The organism is Pseudomonas sp. MYb541 (genome assembly GCF_037479595.1).
GTDB classification, from domain to species: Bacteria; Pseudomonadota; Gammaproteobacteria; order Pseudomonadales; family Pseudomonadaceae; genus Aquipseudomonas; species Aquipseudomonas canadensis.
Window position 1 is genome coordinate 31,997 of sequence record NZ_JBBGYS010000032.1, and the last position, 18,432, is coordinate 50,428.

Sequence of the window (18,432 nt, forward strand, 5' to 3'; positions counted from 1 at the left end):
TTACTCCTGCACCATTTCCGGGTGGGTCATAAGGAAAGCGAGTTGCTCGTCGGTAGTGGCCGTCACGCGGGCCTTGCTCACGGCCATAGTGCTGCCATCGGGCAGCACCAATGTACGGGAGGTAAAGAGCGTGTCGCGAAACACGCGGCCTGGCCCAATCTCGTCCTGGCTGTCGGGTTTGTTCCTGCTCATCAATGGATGCTCCTAAAACGAAAAACCCGCACTAGGCGGGTCGGGATCAGTGTTTATGGTTCGGCGTGTTGCCGCCGACGTCGATGACCTTGCCACCACTGTTGATGTCGCCGGTCGTATTCAACTTGCCGTTAATCTGGGTTGTACCGTCGATGGTGACGGTGCCCACCAGATTGATCGAGCCCGACACCAGTCGCGTGCTGTCCGGTGTCATCTCCAGCACCGAGCCACCGACCTTGACCATGACGGTGCCGGCCGGCAGGTCGATGGTGTAGCTGTGGGCCTCCCAGTCGTAGATCAGGGAGCCGCCATCATCGAACCGCCAAACCTCGACATGGTCACGGTTGTCCGGTTGCGCGCCGGCATTGCCGTACAGACCGGGGAGGAACGTGCCCATCGCCGGCTCGCCGCTAGGGCTGATCAACGTGCCCTGCTCGCCCAGGCTCGGCACTCGCCAGTGGCGCGTCTTGCCAGCCGCCTGGCTGTGCCAGCGAACCCAGGCGCTGGTCCAATCGCCCGACTGCACACGCACCATAGCGGCAGGCAAATCTACCGCCACAACAACGCAGGGCATCACAGTGGAAGCGATCATCCGATCATGCTGAGCCGTGGCGTAACTCATTGCAGTTCCTCCGGCTTGATCTGTCCGACACCCGGTCCAAGGTCGATGACCAGAGAACCCGGCGGTTCATCCGGCCACGGCCACTCCTCGACGCCCAGGTAAACGGTCTGATCCCACTCCACCAGCCAGACGAAGTAGCCGTCCAGTTCGGGCTTGGTCCAGTCCTGGGTGGAGCGTACGAACTGCGCGCAGTCGACCTCCAAGCCCCAGCTTTGCCCCCGCAAAAGTACCGCTAATTGAGACGCCAGCTGCACAGCTTGCCGTTGCGGGTCCGTGCTGATCGAGTCGACGATGATTCGCGCCTCGAACTTGCAGGTCAGCGAGGTTTCACCGGTACCGGTGTCCTGCGCCGGTTCCATCTCGGCCATTTCTAACAGCACCACGGGCGTTGGGAGGGTGGTCTCCGCCGACAGATCCGGCCAGAACGACACCTCCTGAATCCCCGGTAGATGCTCCTGCAGGTGCTGCTCGACGGCTTCATACAACTGGGCGAGGCTGAAAGACTGATCAGACACGGGCGATCCCCTTTAGGTACTTCTGCAGTTCAAAGTTGAGTTCTTGCTTGAGGATCTCCAGCAGTATTTCATCGGCGCGTTTGACCCAGCTATCGAAGTGCGGTCGCACCTGGTCAAGCGACACCTTGGCTTTCGCCAGCGGAAAGCGGTTGTCGCTTTCCGCGATGAAGCCAGAGCTGCGCCGTCCCTGCGTACTGCCGGGGTAGTCCGTGGCGTTGAAATGCTTGCTCGACGTGCGGATCCAGATATCAGGGCTGCCCCCATACACCTGCTTAAAGAACGCGCCCTGGTAACGTCGCCCTGCCACCGACACACCGGCACGGGTTTGCCGAGCCTTCCCGATCCGACTGGCCTCGATAGCGTTGACCCCGAACCACAACTTGCCGCGCATCGCCCCGCCGCTGATAGGGTACGCCCGAAGGCGTTGCCGGACGGCGCCGATGGCGATCCGCTCCTGCTTACCAACTGCGCGGGCGATGTGAGTGCGCAGCCTGCCCAGCGTCTTATTGATTGCTCGACGCTGGGCCGCTGCAGCAGCCTTGGGCACTAACTGCCCGAACTCGCGTAACGCCTGGGAATGCATCGCTGACGGCTGGATATTGAGCATCCCGCTGTCCCGCGTCTTATGTACGTAACTGCCGACGCTCATGCACGTTTCCTCAAGATCAAGGCCACCAGTCCATTACCGTTGGGTTCCAGCTGCAGCAGGTCGTATTCGCCACCACCATCTAATGCCGGCACGTCGACCGTGACCCGAAGGCCTTTGCTGAGACCTTCCGAATCCTTCACGCGGATCTCAAAGCGAGGCTCGCGTATAGCGGAGTGAACCTTGCCGAACGCAGGTTGCTTCCACGGTGCCGAGAACATCCCCAGCACCGGTTCGGCGCGGCCTTCGATCTGGGCACTGTCGCCCAAGGTCTCGAAGACCACATCGTCGATATCGTCGATCAGATCGCGGAAGGCCACGATCACATTTCCAGCAGGATCTGCGCCAAGGGCCGCGTGCACATGTGCAGCGGGTTGGACTGAGCTTCACCAGCCATGCCTTTGTTGAATGGCAGCGGCTCGATCTTGCTGTAATACGGAACACCTTCGGTATTGACCGTTTCCATGTAATCGGCAGGTGCGAATACCGAGATGTACAAGTCCGGTACGCCTTCAGGGATCAGCAGCGCCTTGTCATCGTGCACAAACGTCATTCCGGCGATTTTGCCGCGATATCGCTCCCAGGTGATGCCACCGTAGTCGAAACTTTCGCGAGCATCACCTCGCAAAGCAGCTGCTTGTTGGGTATTGAGGTAAGTTTTTTTCACCTCCTCAATTTCCAAAAGCGCATTCCAAAAATTCTTACCGCAGAAAGCACGAGAGCCGCTGCGGGTCACGCTGCCCAATGCGTCCTCTTGCATATCCAATGCCTCACCACACTGCACGCGAAACGACTTCGTCTCACCGACCAAGCCCATCGACAACGACTTTCGCTTAACGCCAAAACGGTCATACAAATCGAGCAGCACCGTCTTGCCATCCGCATCGTAGATTTTGCCGTTAAGCGCACCAAGGCGCTGAAACTCGTGAGTAACGTCCAACTGTCGACGAGCCTTGGCCAGTCGCTTGTTGACCACGTCCTGCACCGACTGAAGCTCGGAACGCGTGCCGAAGGCACGAATGCCCTGGATCTCATCAGCCTTGATAGTGAAGCGTTGTGGCAGGTGTACGGTATTGAAAGGAATCAGAGTGCGCTTGGTACCACCGACCACCAGACCGGACGTACCCCGTTCACCCGCCGGCACCAATGCCAAGGTGTCACCGTCCTTCTCGATCTGTACCGTAAGGGTGGTAATACCCTCCTCTTGGAACAAACCCAGGCTGCCGATACGTCCAGGCACGTACTCCTGTTCGTTGATTGCGGCGGTCAGCGAAGACACTGAGAACGCATCGTCATTGAAGATTTGAATGTCAGCCATGAAACATGTCTCCAGAAAACAAAAAACCCGCACAATGCGGGTTGAAGGGGTTGAACGATTCGCCTAGCGGACGATCACGTTTCGAGCGTTCAGCGCTTTTTCAGCGGCGGGGTCCAGGCCGGTCAAGTGTGCTTCGCTGACCTCCGCCAGACGCACCACCGCACGTCCTCGGCGCACCACGTCCGACATGCTTAATGGTCCGAAGAGGATCGCCTGGGCGTTCTCGCTACCGTCTTCAGCTGTGGGGTTATATGGCGCGAACTCACCAGTAGCAGTGACCAAACCGAGGATCTGTCCAGGTTCCAACGCAGGGCCGGCAGCGACGTTGATAGCTTCGCGGGAAATCGTGCCAGCGCCTTCGGACAGCAGGAACTCACCTGCGTGCATCGATTCAATTTTCATGCTCTTGCTCCTTTCGAGTTACCGTTCTGCGCCGCCTGACGGGTTGCCCAGATTGAGTGAGTGTCGACCTGTTTGGCCTTGATCGTTGGGGCTGGATCATCGTCCAGCGGCAGGCTGTTGTTGATTTCAAACCCGCCACCACTGCCGACCAGCTTGTCGAAGAGCCGCGCACGAACTGCAGCTTCATCCAAGCCCGCCGTGATGAATTCGCAGGTCAGCTCTGGCAGTCGTGCCGCGACACAGAGGCCGTGCAAGGCTTTTGCATTGCTCAGAGCTGCCTGGATCACCGCTTCGCTTTCCAGCTTCGTAGCAGCGAGTATCGGGTCCACCAGGTTGCTGATACCGGCCGCTGCACATCCCTGCGTAACCATCAGCGCCAACTTGGCAGCATTCAGCACAGGGGCAGGATCTGGCTCAGGCGGTTCTACTTCAGGCTCCTCATCTAGTTGGGCGAGCAGCTCGGGCGGGGCATTCTGGAAGCGCTGCAACACACTGCCCTGTCCGAGACAGGCGCTGACCTTTAGGCCGTCACCCACCTCATCAGCCAGACCCAACGCTACCGCTTCATTGGCAGTGAGCCAGGTCTCGGCGTTGACCATGCGCCGCAGCTCCGCCTCATCGATATCCGGCGCTTTGGCTTTGTAAGCCGCGATGATCGCTTCCAGGGTCTGGTCCAGCACATCGGCGACGCGGCGGAAGTCTTCGGCATCGCCACCGGTAAAGGTGTAGGGGTTGTGAATCATCAACATGGCGTTGGCCGCGATCACTACCCGGTGAGCGCCGCACACCGCGACACTTGCGGCGCTGGCTGCCAGCGCATCAATGCGCCCGGTACAGCGCTCGCCCAATCGCGACAGCGCGTTGTGGATCGCCAGGCCATCGAACAGGTCACCGCCGATACTGTTGAACGCGACGATCACTGGTGACGCACCATCATCCATAGCGCGCAGATCCTGCACGAACTGATTGGCGGTGACTCCCCAAGCGCCAATCTCGCCATAGACGAATATCTCGATGTTGCGCTGCTCGGCTTCGCCGATGGCCTGGAAGGTGTACCAGCTTTTATCGGCGACTTTTACCTGCTTGCCCGCCTTGTCATAAACGCGGGGTTTGGCTTTTTTACTCATGGTTGTTCCTTGTCATCAAACGTCTCGATGGCTTCAAGCGTCGTGTAGTTGAGGCCAAGGCCCGTGGCCCTGACGAGATCAGCAGCGTTTTCCGTATCGACCGTTTCCGCGTCGTAGCCGGTACGCAGCACCATCTCGCTGCGTGAGGCAAAGCCCGCCTGTACTTCCATCCGCCGCGCCTGCACGTCCTGCACCGGTTGGATGTAGGCCCACCCTTGCGGTACCCAACGCGTGCGCAGGTATTCACGCCGACGTTGCGCGTAGTCCGGCAGCACCAGGGCGCCAGACAGCACCGCCATGTCCATCCAGGCAGCTCGGACCGGGCGACACAGCTGATGCACATACACGCCGAATTGCAGCTGCTCCAGGCGGCGCCGGAATTCGTTGAGCACCACTCGCAGCGCCCGGTCGTTGACCTCCCGCATGTCGCCGGTGAGGATCTCGTACGGCGTGCCCGACCCTGCCGCCGCAGCCATCAGCTGCTGACGCATAAAGTCCGGGTAGTTGTTGCCGGCGTCCGGTGGTTTGGAGAACTCCACCTCTTCACCTGGCCCCAGCTCCTGCATGGTGCCGGGCTCAAGGGCGACCATCGGCGTGAAGCCGTCGCGGTCGGTCGTCAGGAGTTGCCCTGTGACAGGGTCACGCGGTTGTTGCCCCATCTCCGGTGATGGCCGTTTGATGAAACCGGCAAACAGGTTCGCCACTTCCTGGCGGAACAGCACCGCGTCATCGTAGTTATCCAGGCTGCGCAGGCGCTTCAACACCGGGGCCAAACGCGGCACGCCGCGTAACTGTCCAGGCTCCATGGGCTCGAAAATGTGCAGCACCTGTGCCGCCGGTACACGCACTAACTGGTTGTATCCGGCATTCAACGACGACGAATCGCGTGGATGCGACAAATACATCCAATACGCCACACGCTTGCCGGCCGGGTTGAACTCGATCCCGGCGCGGATCACGTTGCCGTTTTTGGCGGTCTCGAACTTGTCATGGGGGACAAACTCCGGGGCCAGCGCCTGCAGCTGCAGCGGCACCGCCAACCCTTCGCTCGGGCTGCGCGGCCGCAACCGCACAAAGCACTCGCCGGCCGTTTCGACGGTGCGCGCCACCAGGGCCTGCATGCCGTAGAAGTCGGTCAGTTCGTCGGCGTCCGCCTCATCCACCCAGTCATCCCACAGCTGCTGCTTGAGCTTGCGCATCGCAGCATCGTCTGTGGTCGGCCTGGGGGTGATGCCGGTGCCGATCAGGTTACTGACGCGCTTGTCGATGACGTTGAACGCGTATGGGTCATTGCGCACCGCCGCCCGTGAACGAGCCCGCAGATTGCGCAGGGCTGGAGTATTGATGCTGTTGATGCCACTGTCGCTGGCTTCCCAACTGGCCGAGCGCCGGCCCTCCCCGGCGCCTTCGTAACTGGCCTTGATGTTCGACGGCAGCAAGAATCCATTACGGGTGAGCGTCGGATAATGTCGGGCCATTAGAGTCCCTTGCCTCCGTGGGTAAGCCGAATCACGCGAGAGCGTGGTCCGGCAGCGTTGATCAGTGACGTTCGGATCTCGTCACGGGCCTTGAGCAGTTCGTCGATGGAGCGGTACTCCACCGTGCGGTCGCTGTAGCGCACGGTCTTTTCACCGCGTGCGATGGCGCGCTCGATGGCTTCGAGGTGCTTTGGTGTAAACGACATATCAGCGTCTCTTCAGGTAACCGCTGGTGGAGCTGCGGCGTTGTGGGGGTGCAGCGGGTCGCGGCTGGGCGACGGGTTGCAGTGCAGGCTTCGGTGTCTCGGGAGCCTGCTCGGCGACCGTGACACGTTCGGCTTCGACCACCTTTTCATCGAACAAACCGGCCTGGGCCAGCGAGTTCCGCACCCGCTCCCAGTCGTGCTCCTGGTAACGGTTGATGCCGAGGTAATGCGCCATCGCCAGGTTGTACACCATCAGATCGAGCGCTTCGTTGCGCTCGGCCTTGCCTTTGATCCACTCGATACGCTTGTGGCCCCGCACGTACTTGGCAACCTTGCGCTCGGCCACGCACTGGGCGAAGAACTCGTCCGGCAAGTCGTTGGCGAAGTGCAGCGCGCCTGGCCCGGATTCGTACGGGTAGCGGTTGTAGATCCAGTCCTTTGCCGTGTCGGTGCCGACAAACCACAGCTCTGCGCCACCGCGTTCGGTCTGCCCTTTCCAGGTCACATCAACCATCGAAGGCCGCTGAGCGATCACCGGCTTGCCGGGCTTGCTCGCGCCCTTAATGGCGAAGATGTTGCGCCAGCGCCGTACGCGGCAGAACTGATACACCTCATCCGTGTGATGGCCACCGGAGTCGACAGCAACCGCAAGAATGCCCAGGCCAACGCCGCAAGGGTGTCGATAGCGCTCCTTGAGCAGCTCGTCGAGGACAGCCCAGGTACGCTCATCTGATGGGTCACCGGCGATTACTCGGTGATCGATGACCCAGCGCTCCATGCCGACACCCCAGCCCATTGCCATGAATTCCAGGCGATCGGCCTGCACGTCGACAGAGCCAGTGATCATCATCACAGCAGCAGGTACCGCACCGAGGGAGAAACACTCCCTACGAGCCCGCTCAATCAGGACCGATGCCTTCGTCTGCTCTTGTGCACTGTCCCAGACCTTTGCCAGACGAGTGTTGTAGAACACCTGCATGGGTTCAAGGTCACCCTTAGCCTGAGCCTTTTTGGCCTTTTCGAACTGCTTAGCCAGCGACCGCCAATCCATCCACCCCGGCGGCGAATACAGCGCATTGAGGTGGAACCCCACGGTCTCACCATCGCCTTGGGTGTGGGAGCGCCATTCACCCTTGGCTAACATCTGTCCCTTGAAGTGCTCTTCGATCAACACATCGCAGTCCAAACCGGACGCAGCGCATTTGTAATGCACCGAGCTAAAGTCGGCTGAGTAGAGAAGGTTTTCCCATTGAAGCACCTGCATGTGGCCACAGTGGGGGCATGGCACGTAGTAATAACGCTGGTCGCTGGATTCAAACAGATCGGCAATGCGTGACGCGCCCTTAATCGTCGGCGAGCTCGAAAAATAGAACTTTGCGTTGCGGCCAAAAGTACTACCCCGCGTTTCCGCTAGTTCGATAGGGTCACCCTCATCGCCCACGTCGACCTCCCAGCGATCAACTTCATCGCCGTAGATGTAGCGCGCCGACAACTCGGCCAAGTTGGCCGCAGAGCCCGCAGTTGTGACATACAGCGAACCGCCCTCGAACTCCTTGGTATCCATGGTGTTTCGTGAATCTCGCGACCGGCTGGAGGCAACACGCTCGCGTAGCACGGGAGTGGCCTTGATAGTTTTACTGATCCGAGACGACACCCGTTTCGCCAGGCCTAGGCTGGGAAGCAGCGCAAGAATGTTGGACGGCGCCATATGGATTAAGCCGCCCATCCAGTTCAATCCGATCTGCGTTTTCATTAACTGGGAGGCGACCATCGTTATCACGCGCTTGCATGGGTGAGCCGGCGAAAGGCAACGCATGGGCTCGCGAGCATAAGGTGTACGCGAGGTTCGGTATTGGCCTGGCTCAGCGGCACCCGAGTCACGCGGGATCCGCATGTATTCGTCAGCCCACTGGTCAATCCAGACGTCCGGATCGGGCTGGAGCCCACGGAAATACGCCTCACGGTACACCTCTGCACCATCAGGAATTTCCGTGTGCATGGGGTTAACTCATGGTTAGTGCATGTTCAAGGTCAGAGGTAGACATACGTTCAGCGTCCTCCAGCGAACGCCGGATGGCAGCTGTCAAATGCCTTTCGATTATCCAAGGGTCGGTCATTGCAGCCAGCTCTGGGGCAAGCTGTGGGGGCATCCCAAGCAATTGATCACGCAACAGACGGCCCGCATTGTAGGCACCTGTTTCCACTGCTTCGCGCTCCACCAGGGTGCCTTGTTGTCTGCGATAGTTGTCTTGCTCCTGAAGAGCAAGGTAGTGCTCTCGCAGAGCGCGAGACTTCTGAAAGTCTACCGCTTGCCCAACTTGCGGCACCGCAGGTTCTTCGGCGGCTGTTTTCGCCTCTCGCTCAAGACGAAGCCGATTATGACGGTCAGCGACAGCGGCTTTGCTGGGATCCGCCGACTCCGCCAGCAATGCCTCGGTAGCTTCCAGCTCTACTTTGCCGTCATCGGTCAGCACCAGGCGATCCTGATTAGCCAGCTTAGAAACATAAGATTTGGCCCAACCACGTCGTGCCGCAAACTCCGTTTTGCTAATTACGGTCATGATGGAATCTCCTGTTCACCAATGAATCCGGTGTAGTTCACCTGTTCACCTCGGTTCACTAAGCTGGTGAACTGTCCGCTAACACTTTCCCGCGGGTTTCATGCCCCGTGTCCCTCGGATGCCCCCAGGGTCCCCGGCGGACTTTCGGCGCTTCATTTTGGCGCGCATCGCTACAAGCCACGTATTCCGTGGCCTGTAGCGCATCATGCCTGACCACCGCCGGAGGGCGGCACATCGCACACGCCCAACCGCTTGGCGGCCCAGCGTTCGTACAGGCCAATGGCGACATCGGCACCGGCCATCGCGGTGAGGCAGCCAATGCTCCCCGCCGCCAGAACCGACATGCCCGATGCGTGCAGCAACATCATGGTGGAAAGTCCGCAGACCACGCAGGCCCCGGACCGAAGGAGCAAGCGGCGGACCAAGGACCAGCCGCTCACCCCCGCCTTGTCGGCCCGCCATGCCTCACCGGAAATTCCGCCGACCAGGGACAGTACGATCACCATCCAGATCGGCATCTCAATTAGCGCTTGCTGCTCGTTTGTCATCAACTGTCTCCATAAGGACAAGCCACTGATACTGCGTAATGGCACTTTAAGATTATTCTGCTAACTTCAATGCGCACATCTCAATGGCTAGGAGGCCATATGAACTTTCTGCACACGCGTGAATACCTTGAGCAAGGCGACATCGTGGTTGTCGAATGCTCACACCAATGCAATGTTCGATTGACCACTGATACGAACTTTTCAAAATTCAAACAGAGTGGAGCACACGAATACTTCGGGAGTTTCTACAAGATGTTGCCAGCCCGCATTGCAGCTCCAAGCACGGGTCATTGGAATATTACGATTGATCTAGGTGGTGGCAGCGGAAACATCCGCCACTCGATCAACATCATCCGAAACAGTTAGCTCTCCTACGCACTGCTCAAGCGCCAAGCCCAGCACTTGCTTTATCTGCTCAAGTGTCGTGTCGAATGCATAGGCGGGTGATGTAAATCCGCCTACGTCACTTCTGGACCAAATCAACTTCCCCTTCTCATCTCGAATTTCTACTTTCATCGCAGTCCCATCCGCTCAACGTGCCCGCACCCAGCCGCAAAAACCCTGCGCAGGCAGAAATAGAAAACCCCGCCGAAGCGGGGTTAAGTGACCGGTATAGGGAAACCGGGTGAAGCTGCACAGCACGTGCGAGGTCAGCGCCAAGGCGCAAATTCCATATCGTGGGGGCTTTTTACCCTGCTCCGGAAAAACCGAAAAGGGATGTTTTTCGGTTGATACGCTCGACGCACCTTTGACGCACTTTGACGCAGCTTTGAGGCAATCCCTCCAGACGAACGGCAGTCAGCAAGATCTCAGGCGGGCCACTGTTGACGCTCGCGTCAGATCAGTTGCCGGCGATTTCACGCGCATATTCCGTGCACGACCTGGCGCACTACGCACGGTCAAAATCACCTGTACCTGCTGATGTAAAGCGTGGACCCAGTTCCTATACGTCCGATCCGCATCATCTCCCAAGCCCAACAATGGCAACTGAGAGCGTACCGACCACTCAGGCCGAGGCAGATAGCGATTACGCGCCAGTTTAGCGAGCAATGCCCCTTTTTTGGACTGCCGCTCCAGCTCCGCGAGGGCCGCCGCGACCTCCATTGCAGCGTGGTCCATCCCACCACCGGAGGCCATCATAAGATCGCGAGATCCCGGGGTTCCGCGAGGAGCAGAACCGCCCCACTCCATGATCGTCGCCATAGGACTGCCCAGTCCGCCGCCATCACCTACTTGGTTGAACTGGTTACCCCAATGCTGCATGAGTTCCTCAATTTCTTCGATCATCACACCGCTCCCCCACCCAAAACCGAACCCGACACAAAAAACGCCATACCCCACACAAACCCAACACACCTAAACCCCTTCAAATTCAATAGCTTTAAATCAACGGTGTTGGGTGTGTTGGGTGTGTTGGGTTTAACGGTTCTCGCATAAGAAAAAAATCTTGCTGTCATGGAGTCAAATAACGTCGCCCATGCGCGCGCGCGGCGCAAAACCCAACACACCCAACACACAGCCCGGAAAGCCGCGTAATAGAAGGCTTGAAATTGTGTGGGGTATCGAAAACCAACCCAACACACACCCAACACACCCAACACACTTTTAGTCGGATTCATGCTGCAGCCGCCTTGATGTGGTCCCAGTTGTCGACGTTCCAGCCCGCCAGGCGCGCCGCAGCCCGCCAAGCCACTACCGCCTTGCCCAGATCGGCCGACCCGAGTGATGGGGGCTGGGAAGCCTGCTCATCGCGTGGAAAGAAGAACGCCGCGAATTTGCGATTGCTGCCATCGGTCCAGGGGATAGCGCGGGTCTTATCCACCTCTGAGCTGATGAACAACGAGAACTTCGTTTGACTCATCACATGCTCTTTGTTGCGGTGGCACCATTCCAGGAACATCGCGTAGAGGTCGGACGTCAAACAGGCGCCCCACAACTCGCGCCCAAGCTCGCCGTACTGCCAGAGGAACAGGAAAGTCTGCCAGCTGGCTCGACTCAACGCCACCAACCTTTCACGCGCATCAGTGCTGGGCGGCCTGGTGCGTTGGTCGAAGTCGCCCAGGTCAATGGACAATAACCACGCGTAAAGCGCCGCGACGCCTCCATTCTCCAGCTCTCGCCCCACTGCCTTCTGACGTTCGACCGGAAGTGTCTCCATCGGCCACAGCACCAACATTCGCCGGTCACTGGGCGCGATCGGCCAGGGCATAATCTCGTTGCTGAGGAACGCGGCGTTCATGTGGTTGGCTTCCTCCCAACCGTTGATGAACTTCGATTCCATGCGCACCGTCTTGCCGGTCACCAGGTGTTTGATCTTGCCCACCTGGTTGTAACGCTGATCACGGCTCACGACCTCTTCAAACACCGCCCACAACTTGCGGCTTTGCCAGGCGTTGAAGTTGCTTTCGAGCTGAGTCTGCCCGACCGTGGCCGCGTACTGCCCATAGAGCAAACCGAACGCATCTGCGAACAACAGGCTTTTGCCCGAGCCCTCCATGGTCGAGTGAGCCAGCACCGCCGTATCCATCTTCGCGCCCAGGTGCTGCAACGGATACGCCAACCACCTCACCAGCCAATCGCGTGACGACTGGTCGTGGTTGCACAGGAATGAAATCAACCACCGCAGGTTCTCGCACCCGGCATCGTCGCGCGCCGGCTCCATGGGCAGCCCGTCAAACGTGTTGATGTAAATGTTGGGATCCTTGGTCATCGTCGGGTCGAACACGATGTTCTCCACGTCGACCACGCGCCGCTCCGGGCTGTTCAACCACATACCGTACATATCACCGAGGGCCATCTTGACCGCGCCTTCTGCAACTCGCCGCTTCTTTTCCCGGTCCCAAACGTCCTTGGTACCGTCGATGTACACGTACCGTTCAATCGGCTCCAGGTTCAGCGCCCCACCCTTCTTGCCAGCCATCTTGCGGGCTTGCTCGATCTCTTTGACCTTGTCATCCGAGATCAACTTTTTGCTGGTGTCGTCGACCCACTGTTTCGCCAATGGTTTGCCAACGCGTGCTTCAAACGCGGTTTTCTTCATCACTCGCGCCTTATCGAGATCCCACACTTGCGTGGTTCCTTCGACCAGCACGTAGCGCCGCAGTACCTGCTCATAGGTCAGCACCTCCCCCGCGCCCCCGTCAGCAGCAGGAGCGGCCTCACCGGGCGCCGCACTGGAGTCCTGCTCGCTGGCATCCGCCGATGGGGCCGGGGGAAGATCTTGCGGGGCTGGGCGCGCCGCGTGCTGCATACCCAACATGCGAGCGGCGTCCTTCACTGCCTTCGACTGGTCGCCATCGTGATCCAGCAGGCAAAACACCTCAAACGCGTCATTCTGGTGACCGTTGGCCAACGGATCCGCGCCGTGGTGCGAATAGACTTTGCGGTCGGTGACCGTAACACCTGGTAGCCCGGTGCTGCTGTGTGGATACAGCCATTTGTTACCGCGCTTGATGTAATCGTGGGCACGCAACAGCTCTTCCACATCGTGGCACCGGTTGAACTCATCAATAACCGACGGTTTGCCGTCAGCGGGTGGAGTACGCTTGATAGGTTTCGCGGCGGGCTTCTTCGGTTTTAGTGCCCAAGGGCACGCGGCCTCGGCGTTGCGCTTGAACACATCCCAATTCTGCCAAATGTTCAGCAGCTCGTTGGTAAGCACTGGCAGACCGTCAGCAGCATTCGGCGGCGTGCGCCAGGTGTACGGCTTGCCTGTGCCCGGGTGAATCGATGGCGGGAACACGTCCTGCACCAGGCCCGCACGAAGTTCAAATACCGTGAAGCGCTTGTATTCGTCAGCCTCGGCCTTGGCCGCCTCCTCACCGACAGAATCGCCCTGTTCTTTCGCGGCCTTGGCCCGCGCCATCAACCCTTTGTGAATCGACCCGTCAGGGTCTTTCTCGTTGGGCCAGGACAGCGAGTGGCGAGTCAGCTCGATATCATCCGGCATCTTGAATAGCACACGGAACCGCAATGGATTACCCACGATGGTCGGATAGACCACCGCCATGGCATCCAGATCGAGGCCCATCTGGTCGAACAATACAAACCGCGTCCACTGCACATCGTCCACGTCCAACGAGCAGACACGGCTGGGCCCGAGCACTACGCCCAGGTTGTGGTTGGGGTTGCGTTGCCAGAATGCTTCGGCGGCAACCGGGTCGGTGATGTAGCCACCCGGCTTATTCCAGCCCATACCCTTCGGCGCCTTTTCGCCCGGGTCAATTGGGACAAGAGCAAGACCAAAATCATCTATATATCTACGTGCCCATAGACTAGGATTTGCGGCGTTATGCTGATTCAGCATGTGCCACCCCAGAGCGTCGATAAGGATATTTGCTACCATGATTGCCATCCACACACGCCAGAAGTGCTCTCATTGCCAGACTGAGGGCGTAATGCTTACTGGCTATGCACGTCTGACCTTGGCGGGAGTTAGAGTTGCTGCAGAGTGCAACTACTGCGGCGAGATAACCGTTATGAAAATCGAAGGTCTCGACCGCAATAGCCTTGATGACCCAATTTTTTTTAACAAAGTCATCAATTTGGATATTCAAAGCCAAGTATCTATTGAGGGGCATTATCCCGCCCTCCAAGATATTGACGTCCCTTTGCACTGCCCTCCAAGGATCTCGGCAACGTTTCGCGATGCCGTTGAAAGTCTTCACCGAAAAAAATATGAGACAGCGATTTTTTTGTGCGGAAAAACTCTGGACCTTTCGACTAAATCGATGGACCAAGCCTGGAAGCTGGAAAAGCGCCTGAAAACCCTCGCTGAGACCGGAAAAATCACTACGGACATGGCGAACTGGGCTGAAGAAATTCGCCTCGATCGTAATATGGCCGCACATGAAGATATTCAGTTCACAGAAGCTGATGCTCAAGACGCCGTAACGTTTACGGAAGCTTTTTTGACCTATGTCTATTCGCTTCCAGCGCTCATCGACAGCCGCAGAGCGAACCGAAGCGGAAATTAAGTTGAAAGGTGCGCTATTCACTTATACCGCTCCCTCTGAGTTTGGCAGCTGACGCAGGTAGCACAACCCTGGATCGTCTGCTGACGAAGTAGCGGGATAGGCTCGTCGCAATCCTCACAGAATTGCGCGCTGACGGAGCACGTTGGGCGCGGACGGCTTGCAAGTGCGAGCTGTCGGAAATGTTCAGCAGCATCGTTGGCGATATCGATATCATCAGACATTGTCAGCGCCCTCCATAGCCTTGCGTGCACCAGCCATGATGCCCAGCACCTCGCGGATAACATCCATGCCGCGCTGCTCCAGCAGGAGCACTTCGTGGGGCTCCCAGATGTTGTCGGCGGCGCCGTCGTGCATGCAGGCCACGAACTGGCCTGACTCCTCGAGCATCTTGCCGACGGCCTTCAATGCATCAGCAGTTGCAGGTACCGGAATTGGCTTGTACCAAACGGCACCCGCCGGCCTGACCAGGGCATCCAACAGGCAAGGATCGGCGGTCAGCCTGATCACCTCTTCCATTTCGTCAGGATCCAGCCAGCGCCGCTCTTCGTCATGCTTAACCTTCTTCTGCAGGCTGTCGTAATCGAGCACCATATCGAGCGCCAAAGCGGTCACGCCGCCCCGGTAATCATGGGCCGCACGGTAAATAGCTTTGCGGAGAGAAAGAACCGGCCAAGCGGCCGGTGATTGATCTGTTCGACTCATAACCGTAAATACCCCTTTTACGGTCTAGCCATAGAAACGGGCACGCCCTATCCTACGACCACGACCGATGTGCATGTGCTGTGTATCGTCGTAGCTGGGCTGGGGGATTCTTTGGTGAGAGGCCCCAGCCCGGCATCTTTTAAGCAGCTTTGGGCTTGCGGCGCGATCCGATTGGTCGAATCTCCACCGCAGAACATGCCCCTTTCTCATCAATTCGCACTCGAATATCCCGCGCCGAGTTCAGCATTTGAGACACAGCGCTTTGCGAAACTCCGATGAGTAAAGCCAGCTCTGGTTGCGTCTTCCCCTCAGCGAAAGCTTCCAAGGGGATACCTATTTCATTAGCCATCCACGTTTCCTCGAATGGACGTTCCGGCATGGATATTAGTGTTACTTCTTTTAAACAGCAAGAGAAAAAGTCGCGATGCTGTTTTGATAATATAAGTCTTCCTTATAAATTGGATGACATGACTATATCGATACCCTTAACCGCCGATGACGAGACTCGAAAAGCCGAGGCCATGCGCCTCAAAGCTATTTTTCAGGATCGCAAGCGGAATGACCCAACCCTTACCCAAGACAGAATCGCCGATATGTGCGAATGGTCTGGACAAAGTGTCGTCAGCCAGTACCTGAATGGTCGCATCCCTCTCAACATCGGCGCGCTTATAAAATTCGCAAACGTGTTGGGTTTTTCGCTCGACGAAGTGAGCCCACGCCTAGCTGCGATAGCCGAGATGCCTCGCTTGCGGAGTTCGCAAGAAAGCAAAAAAACGCCGTCAAGCACTGCCTGGGAAATGCATGCAATTGAGGTGTGGGACGACGAAACTCCACTCGGTCCAGATGAAGTCGAGCTGCCGTTTTTTAAGGAAGTGGAATTGTCTGCTGGGAAGGGATCTGAAGTGAGGCTTGAAACTAACGGGCGCAAGCTGCGTTTCGGCAAACGAACCCTGAAACGAAAGAGCATTGATCCAGCCTCAGCCGGATGCGTGCCAGTAACCGGGAACAGCATGGAACCTGTGCTTCCGGATGGCAGCACCGTAGGGGTCGACACTGCGAATACAACCATCCAGGACGGAAAAATGTACGCAATCGACCATGACGGCCAATTGCGTGTGAAGCTTCTTTACCGACTACCTGGATCTGGTCTACGCCTTCGCAGCTATAACACTGAGGAGCATCCCGACGAGCGCTACGATGGGGACTATGTGCAGGACCATATTCGCGTGATCGGAAAGGTGTTCTGGTACTCGGTAATGCTCTGACCCCCCCTTGATCCAAAAGGCCCTTCCGGGCCTTTTTTTTCACCTGATTTTTTATTTTTACAACTTTATAAGTGTTACTGTTGACTTATTAAATCAGTGATACTAATTTTGCACTCGTATCTATCTCTCACCAAAGAGTACGAATCATGCAAACGACACAGCACTGCAACACCCGCTGCCCGGTCTACCTTCACCCGGCGGTGACAACCAGCCCCGCCGCCGTAGAACGTATTCAGCGCAGCACCGGCCTTTTGGTCATCATCAATCTGAGTCGCGCCACCATAGCCCCCGTTCCCACAGCTATTACCAGCGATGACCAAGGCCCCTGGGGAGACGACGCTGCATGAAGCCTCTACTGATTGGCCTCACTGGCCGTGCCCGCTCCGGTAAGTCTACCGCCGCCGAACACCTGGTCGGCACTTACCTGCTGGAGCACTACGCATTCGCTGATCCGCTTCGCGATGGCCTGATGGCGATCTTCAACCTTGACCCTACCGACTTCGAAGGCGACCGCAAGGAGCAGCCACTGGCTTGGCTGGACCGTTCACCGCGCCAGCTTATGCAATCGATGGGCACCGAGTGGGCGCGCAACACCGTGCACCCAGACGTCTGGGTGAAGCTCGGCGAACAAAACCTCGACTACATGAATAAGGCACTGGGTGCGGTTATGGGATTCGTCATCAGCGACGTGCGCTTCGAAAACGAAGCAGAGCTGATTCGGCGGCGCGGCGGCACGGTCATCCATATATCTCGTTCCGACGCACAAGCTGTCAACCCACACATCAGCGAGGCCGGCATAGCCGTCAGCCAGGCCGATCTGATCCTGCGCAACAACGGCACGGTTGACGAGTTCCTGCGCTCGCTGGACGCCGCGTTCCTGATGATCCGCGAGCGCCACCAACGCGCCGAACAGCTCTCAGCCTGAGGACAGCAGCCATGAACCGCACCCTGGATCAAACAGCCGCTTTGCTCGGGCTCAAGCCCCGCGCCTTCCGCACCAGGTTGCGGGAACTCGGCGTGCTCGATTCGTCCGGCGATCTAGCCAGCGCGCACCGCGAGCGTGGATACCTGTTCTCCGACCCGCGCAGCCGCTGGAATCCAACACTCCGCAACTACGCCCACTACTCCGTGGTGCTGGTCAAGGAAGCGGGTGTTGAGTGGATCGCCAAGAAGCTGGACATCGCCATCACCAAGAAGGACGCAGCAGCATGAAGACGCCGAACGCCATCAACTCCGCTGTAGGCGCCCTGAAATTGGTGCCGATGTACCTCAACCATCCAACGGTGATCAGTCGCGCCACGCTGATTGGTGCCTCTGCCGAAGCCGTCGCGCTGCTGGAGTCATTGCCCTGCGTGTCGGTCGAGTTAGCCGAAGTGTTCCGCTGCGTTGACGCAGTAATCGCAGAAGGTCAGATCGCCTACGTGACGCCGGTGAAGTGCCCGGAATACCCGTACGGCGCTGTCGTTGCAGACGCCGACGGCAACGTCTTGGCAGCGGCCAAGGGCAAGAGCAAAGAAAGTCTCGCCGAGCTGATCCGCCTCAAGCTGGTGCCCCTAAAGGAGGGGTATGGGGAGGAATCCGAGTGACCACCACCCTGGAACAACTCCGGCGCCAGTTCGCCACGCCGTGCCCAACCCTGACCGCCGTGCGTGAACAGTACTTCACGCACATCCGCACCGACCGCTACCTGCTGAGCGAAATCAAGGCCGGTCGGATCGCGCTGGTGGTCAAGCGGCTGCACTGCTCGGCCCGCGCCAAGCCAGTCGTTTACCTGCACGACCTGGCCGACTACCTTGACGCCCAAGCGACGAAGCAAGCGGCCTGATTCAAAAGGTAGCCCCTGCCGACCAGGGGCGACACAGCCAATGAGGCAC

26 protein-coding genes are annotated in these 18,432 nt (G+C 58.3%); 7 read left to right on the top strand and 19 right to left on the bottom strand.

All coding sequences use genetic code 11. The features are described 5' to 3' along the window. From WH299_RS19735 to WH299_RS19795, 13 genes are all read right to left on the bottom strand, one after another. Complete coding sequence (locus WH299_RS19735; protein ID WP_044286799.1) at positions 1-192, bottom strand: hypothetical protein; 192 nt, start codon at positions 190-192, stop codon at positions 1-3. Between the two features lie 46 nt (positions 193-238). After that, positions 239-814 (bottom strand): phage baseplate assembly protein V, encoded by a 576-nt coding sequence (locus WH299_RS19740; RefSeq protein WP_339551071.1) that lies wholly within the window; start codon positions 812-814, stop codon positions 239-241. Continuing rightward, on the bottom strand, positions 811-1,329 hold the full coding sequence (locus WH299_RS19745) for a hypothetical protein (protein ID WP_339551072.1): 519 nt from the start codon (positions 1,327-1,329) through the stop codon (positions 811-813). The genes WH299_RS19740 and WH299_RS19745 overlap by 4 nt, the downstream gene beginning before the upstream one ends. After that, on the bottom strand, positions 1,322-1,978 hold the full coding sequence (locus WH299_RS19750) for a hypothetical protein (protein WP_339551073.1): 657 nt from the start codon (positions 1,976-1,978) through the stop codon (positions 1,322-1,324). The genes WH299_RS19745 and WH299_RS19750 overlap by 8 nt, the downstream gene beginning before the upstream one ends. Beyond that, positions 1,975-2,295, bottom strand: coding sequence for a head-tail joining protein (locus WH299_RS19755; protein ID WP_074900473.1), 321 nt, complete (start codon positions 2,293-2,295; stop codon positions 1,975-1,977). Before WH299_RS19755 ends, WH299_RS19750 begins: the two co-directional genes overlap by 4 nt. Before the next feature lie 2 nt (positions 2,296-2,297). Next, positions 2,298-3,293, bottom strand: coding sequence for a major capsid protein (locus WH299_RS19760; RefSeq protein ID WP_099602579.1), 996 nt, complete (start codon positions 3,291-3,293; stop codon positions 2,298-2,300). 63 nt (positions 3,294-3,356) lie between these two features. Beyond that, the gene (locus WH299_RS19765) at positions 3,357-3,695 is read right to left on the bottom strand and encodes a head decoration protein (protein ID WP_069673276.1); all 339 of its coding nucleotides are present in this window, start codon (positions 3,693-3,695) and stop codon (positions 3,357-3,359) included. Further along, on the bottom strand, positions 3,692-4,822 hold the full coding sequence (locus tag WH299_RS19770; RefSeq protein WP_339551075.1) for a head maturation protease, ClpP-related: 1,131 nt from the start codon (positions 4,820-4,822) through the stop codon (positions 3,692-3,694). Before WH299_RS19770 ends, WH299_RS19765 begins: the two co-directional genes overlap by 4 nt. Further along, positions 4,819-6,300 (bottom strand): phage portal protein, encoded by a 1,482-nt coding sequence (locus WH299_RS19775; RefSeq protein WP_339551076.1) that lies wholly within the window; start codon positions 6,298-6,300, stop codon positions 4,819-4,821. Before WH299_RS19775 ends, WH299_RS19770 begins: the two co-directional genes overlap by 4 nt. After that, positions 6,300-6,506, bottom strand: a complete 207-nt coding sequence (locus WH299_RS19780; RefSeq protein WP_069673279.1) for a phage head-tail joining protein — start codon at positions 6,504-6,506, stop codon at positions 6,300-6,302. The genes WH299_RS19775 and WH299_RS19780 overlap by 1 nt, the downstream gene beginning before the upstream one ends. A gap of 1 nt (position 6,507) precedes the next feature. After that, positions 6,508-8,505 carry a phage terminase large subunit family protein gene (locus WH299_RS19785; protein ID WP_339551078.1) on the bottom strand — a complete coding sequence of 666 codons (1,998 nt, stop codon included), beginning with the start codon at positions 8,503-8,505 and terminating at the stop codon, positions 6,508-6,510. Between the two features lie 4 nt (positions 8,506-8,509). Further along, positions 8,510-9,067: a terminase small subunit gene (locus tag WH299_RS19790; RefSeq protein ID WP_339551079.1), complete on the bottom strand. Its 558-nt coding sequence runs from the start codon at positions 9,065-9,067 to the stop codon at positions 8,510-8,512. A gap of 203 nt (positions 9,068-9,270) precedes the next feature. Continuing rightward, positions 9,271-9,615 (bottom strand): phage holin family protein, encoded by a 345-nt coding sequence (locus tag WH299_RS19795; protein ID WP_191947147.1) that lies wholly within the window; start codon positions 9,613-9,615, stop codon positions 9,271-9,273. 99 nt (positions 9,616-9,714) lie between these two features. On the opposite strand from WH299_RS19795, the gene WH299_RS19800 reads away from it, so the two are divergent. Next, the gene (locus tag WH299_RS19800; RefSeq protein WP_339551080.1) at positions 9,715-9,981 is read left to right on the top strand and encodes a DUF1883 domain-containing protein; all 267 of its coding nucleotides are present in this window, start codon (positions 9,715-9,717) and stop codon (positions 9,979-9,981) included. Here WH299_RS19800 and WH299_RS19805 read toward each other — a convergent pair. The 3 genes from WH299_RS19805 to WH299_RS19815 all read right to left on the bottom strand — a co-directional run bounded on the left by WH299_RS19805 (position 9,925) and on the right by WH299_RS19815 (position 13,921). Continuing rightward, a complete protein-coding gene (locus WH299_RS19805) occupies positions 9,925-10,131 on the bottom strand; it encodes a hypothetical protein (protein ID WP_339551120.1) in 207 nt (68 codons plus the stop codon). The genes WH299_RS19800 and WH299_RS19805 overlap by 57 nt on opposite strands. A gap of 282 nt (positions 10,132-10,413) precedes the next feature. Then, complete coding sequence (locus WH299_RS19810; RefSeq protein ID WP_339551081.1) at positions 10,414-10,902, bottom strand: hypothetical protein; 489 nt, start codon at positions 10,900-10,902, stop codon at positions 10,414-10,416. A 328-nt stretch (positions 10,903-11,230) separates the two neighbouring features. Next, positions 11,231-13,921 (bottom strand): bifunctional DNA primase/polymerase, encoded by a 2,691-nt coding sequence (locus WH299_RS19815; RefSeq protein WP_339551115.1) that lies wholly within the window; start codon positions 13,919-13,921, stop codon positions 11,231-11,233. Between the two features lie 37 nt (positions 13,922-13,958). On the opposite strand from WH299_RS19815, the gene WH299_RS19820 reads away from it, so the two are divergent. After that, a complete protein-coding gene (locus WH299_RS19820; protein ID WP_339551083.1) occupies positions 13,959-14,591 on the top strand; it encodes a DUF4145 domain-containing protein in 633 nt (210 codons plus the stop codon). 17 nt (positions 14,592-14,608) lie between these two features. Here the strand turns inward: WH299_RS19820 and WH299_RS19825 are convergent, their stop codons facing one another. From WH299_RS19825 to WH299_RS19835, 3 genes are all read right to left on the bottom strand, one after another. Then, the gene (locus tag WH299_RS19825) at positions 14,609-14,875 is read right to left on the bottom strand and encodes a TraR/DksA C4-type zinc finger protein (RefSeq protein ID WP_445262714.1); all 267 of its coding nucleotides are present in this window, start codon (positions 14,873-14,875) and stop codon (positions 14,609-14,611) included. Further along, on the bottom strand, positions 14,805-15,293 hold the full coding sequence (locus WH299_RS19830; RefSeq protein ID WP_339551086.1) for a phage regulatory CII family protein: 489 nt from the start codon (positions 15,291-15,293) through the stop codon (positions 14,805-14,807). The genes WH299_RS19825 and WH299_RS19830 overlap by 71 nt, the downstream gene beginning before the upstream one ends. A 139-nt stretch (positions 15,294-15,432) precedes the next feature. Further along, the gene (locus WH299_RS19835; protein ID WP_339551087.1) at positions 15,433-15,672 is read right to left on the bottom strand and encodes a Cro/CI family transcriptional regulator; all 240 of its coding nucleotides are present in this window, start codon (positions 15,670-15,672) and stop codon (positions 15,433-15,435) included. A gap of 88 nt (positions 15,673-15,760) precedes the next feature. On the opposite strand from WH299_RS19835, the gene WH299_RS19840 reads away from it, so the two are divergent. From WH299_RS19840 to WH299_RS19860, 5 genes are all read left to right on the top strand, one after another. Beyond that, entirely contained in the window at positions 15,761-16,558 is a 798-nt protein-coding gene (locus WH299_RS19840; protein ID WP_339551116.1) for a LexA family transcriptional regulator, read from the top strand. A gap of 343 nt (positions 16,559-16,901) precedes the next feature. Next, positions 16,902-17,483 carry a deoxynucleotide monophosphate kinase family protein gene (locus WH299_RS19845; RefSeq protein WP_339551088.1) on the top strand — a complete coding sequence of 194 codons (582 nt, stop codon included), beginning with the start codon at positions 16,902-16,904 and terminating at the stop codon, positions 17,481-17,483. An 11-nt stretch (positions 17,484-17,494) separates the two neighbouring features. Continuing rightward, positions 17,495-17,770: a hypothetical protein gene (locus WH299_RS19850; protein ID WP_339551090.1), complete on the top strand. Its 276-nt coding sequence runs from the start codon at positions 17,495-17,497 to the stop codon at positions 17,768-17,770. Continuing rightward, complete coding sequence (locus WH299_RS19855; protein ID WP_339551091.1) at positions 17,767-18,144, top strand: hypothetical protein; 378 nt, start codon at positions 17,767-17,769, stop codon at positions 18,142-18,144. The genes WH299_RS19850 and WH299_RS19855 overlap by 4 nt, the downstream gene beginning before the upstream one ends. Next, positions 18,141-18,383, top strand: coding sequence for a pyocin activator PrtN family protein (locus WH299_RS19860; protein ID WP_032888577.1), 243 nt, complete (start codon positions 18,141-18,143; stop codon positions 18,381-18,383). Before WH299_RS19855 ends, WH299_RS19860 begins: the two co-directional genes overlap by 4 nt. The last annotated feature ends 49 nt before the right edge of the window (positions 18,384-18,432 follow it).

Bases quoted from the DNA above. Each gene is read 5' to 3' on its own strand.
- WH299_RS19735 (WP_044286799.1), bottom strand. From the start codon at position 192: ATGAGCAGGAACAAACCCGACAGCCAGGACGAGATTGGGCCAGGCCGC.
- WH299_RS19740 (WP_339551071.1), bottom strand. From the start codon at position 814: ATGAGTTACGCCACGGCTCAGCATGATCGGATGATCGCTTCCACTGTG.
- WH299_RS19750 (WP_339551073.1), bottom strand. From the start codon at position 1,978: ATGAGCGTCGGCAGTTACGTACATAAGACGCGGGACAGCGGGATGCTC.
- WH299_RS19760 (WP_099602579.1), bottom strand. From the start codon at position 3,293: ATGGCTGACATTCAAATCTTCAATGACGATGCGTTCTCAGTGTCTTCG.
- WH299_RS19765 (WP_069673276.1), bottom strand. From the start codon at position 3,695: ATGAAAATTGAATCGATGCACGCAGGTGAGTTCCTGCTGTCCGAAGGC.
- WH299_RS19770 (WP_339551075.1), bottom strand. From the start codon at position 4,822: ATGAGTAAAAAAGCCAAACCCCGCGTTTATGACAAGGCGGGCAAGCAG.
- WH299_RS19775 (WP_339551076.1), bottom strand. From the start codon at position 6,300: ATGGCCCGACATTATCCGACGCTCACCCGTAATGGATTCTTGCTGCCG.
- WH299_RS19780 (WP_069673279.1), bottom strand. From the start codon at position 6,506: ATGTCGTTTACACCAAAGCACCTCGAAGCCATCGAGCGCGCCATCGCA.
- WH299_RS19785 (WP_339551078.1), bottom strand. From the start codon at position 8,505: ATGCACACGGAAATTCCTGATGGTGCAGAGGTGTACCGTGAGGCGTAT.
- WH299_RS19790 (WP_339551079.1), bottom strand. From the start codon at position 9,067: ATGACCGTAATTAGCAAAACGGAGTTTGCGGCACGACGTGGTTGGGCC.
- WH299_RS19795 (WP_191947147.1), bottom strand. From the start codon at position 9,615: ATGACAAACGAGCAGCAAGCGCTAATTGAGATGCCGATCTGGATGGTG.
- WH299_RS19800 (WP_339551080.1), top strand. From the start codon at position 9,715: ATGAACTTTCTGCACACGCGTGAATACCTTGAGCAAGGCGACATCGTG.
- WH299_RS19805 (WP_339551120.1), bottom strand. From the start codon at position 10,131: ATGAAAGTAGAAATTCGAGATGAGAAGGGGAAGTTGATTTGGTCCAGA.
- WH299_RS19810 (WP_339551081.1), bottom strand. From the start codon at position 10,902: ATGATCGAAGAAATTGAGGAACTCATGCAGCATTGGGGTAACCAGTTC.
- WH299_RS19815 (WP_339551115.1), bottom strand. From the start codon at position 13,921: ATGCTGAATCAGCATAACGCCGCAAATCCTAGTCTATGGGCACGTAGA.
- WH299_RS19820 (WP_339551083.1), top strand. From the start codon at position 13,959: ATGATTGCCATCCACACACGCCAGAAGTGCTCTCATTGCCAGACTGAG.
- WH299_RS19825 (WP_445262714.1), bottom strand. From the start codon at position 14,875: ATGTTATCCGCGAGGTGCTGGGCATCATGGCTGGTGCACGCAAGGCTA.
- WH299_RS19830 (WP_339551086.1), bottom strand. From the start codon at position 15,293: ATGAGTCGAACAGATCAATCACCGGCCGCTTGGCCGGTTCTTTCTCTC.
- WH299_RS19835 (WP_339551087.1), bottom strand. From the start codon at position 15,672: ATGCCGGAACGTCCATTCGAGGAAACGTGGATGGCTAATGAAATAGGT.
- WH299_RS19840 (WP_339551116.1), top strand. From the start codon at position 15,761: ATGACTATATCGATACCCTTAACCGCCGATGACGAGACTCGAAAAGCC.
- WH299_RS19845 (WP_339551088.1), top strand. From the start codon at position 16,902: ATGAAGCCTCTACTGATTGGCCTCACTGGCCGTGCCCGCTCCGGTAAG.
- WH299_RS19850 (WP_339551090.1), top strand. From the start codon at position 17,495: ATGAACCGCACCCTGGATCAAACAGCCGCTTTGCTCGGGCTCAAGCCC.
- WH299_RS19855 (WP_339551091.1), top strand. From the start codon at position 17,767: ATGAAGACGCCGAACGCCATCAACTCCGCTGTAGGCGCCCTGAAATTG.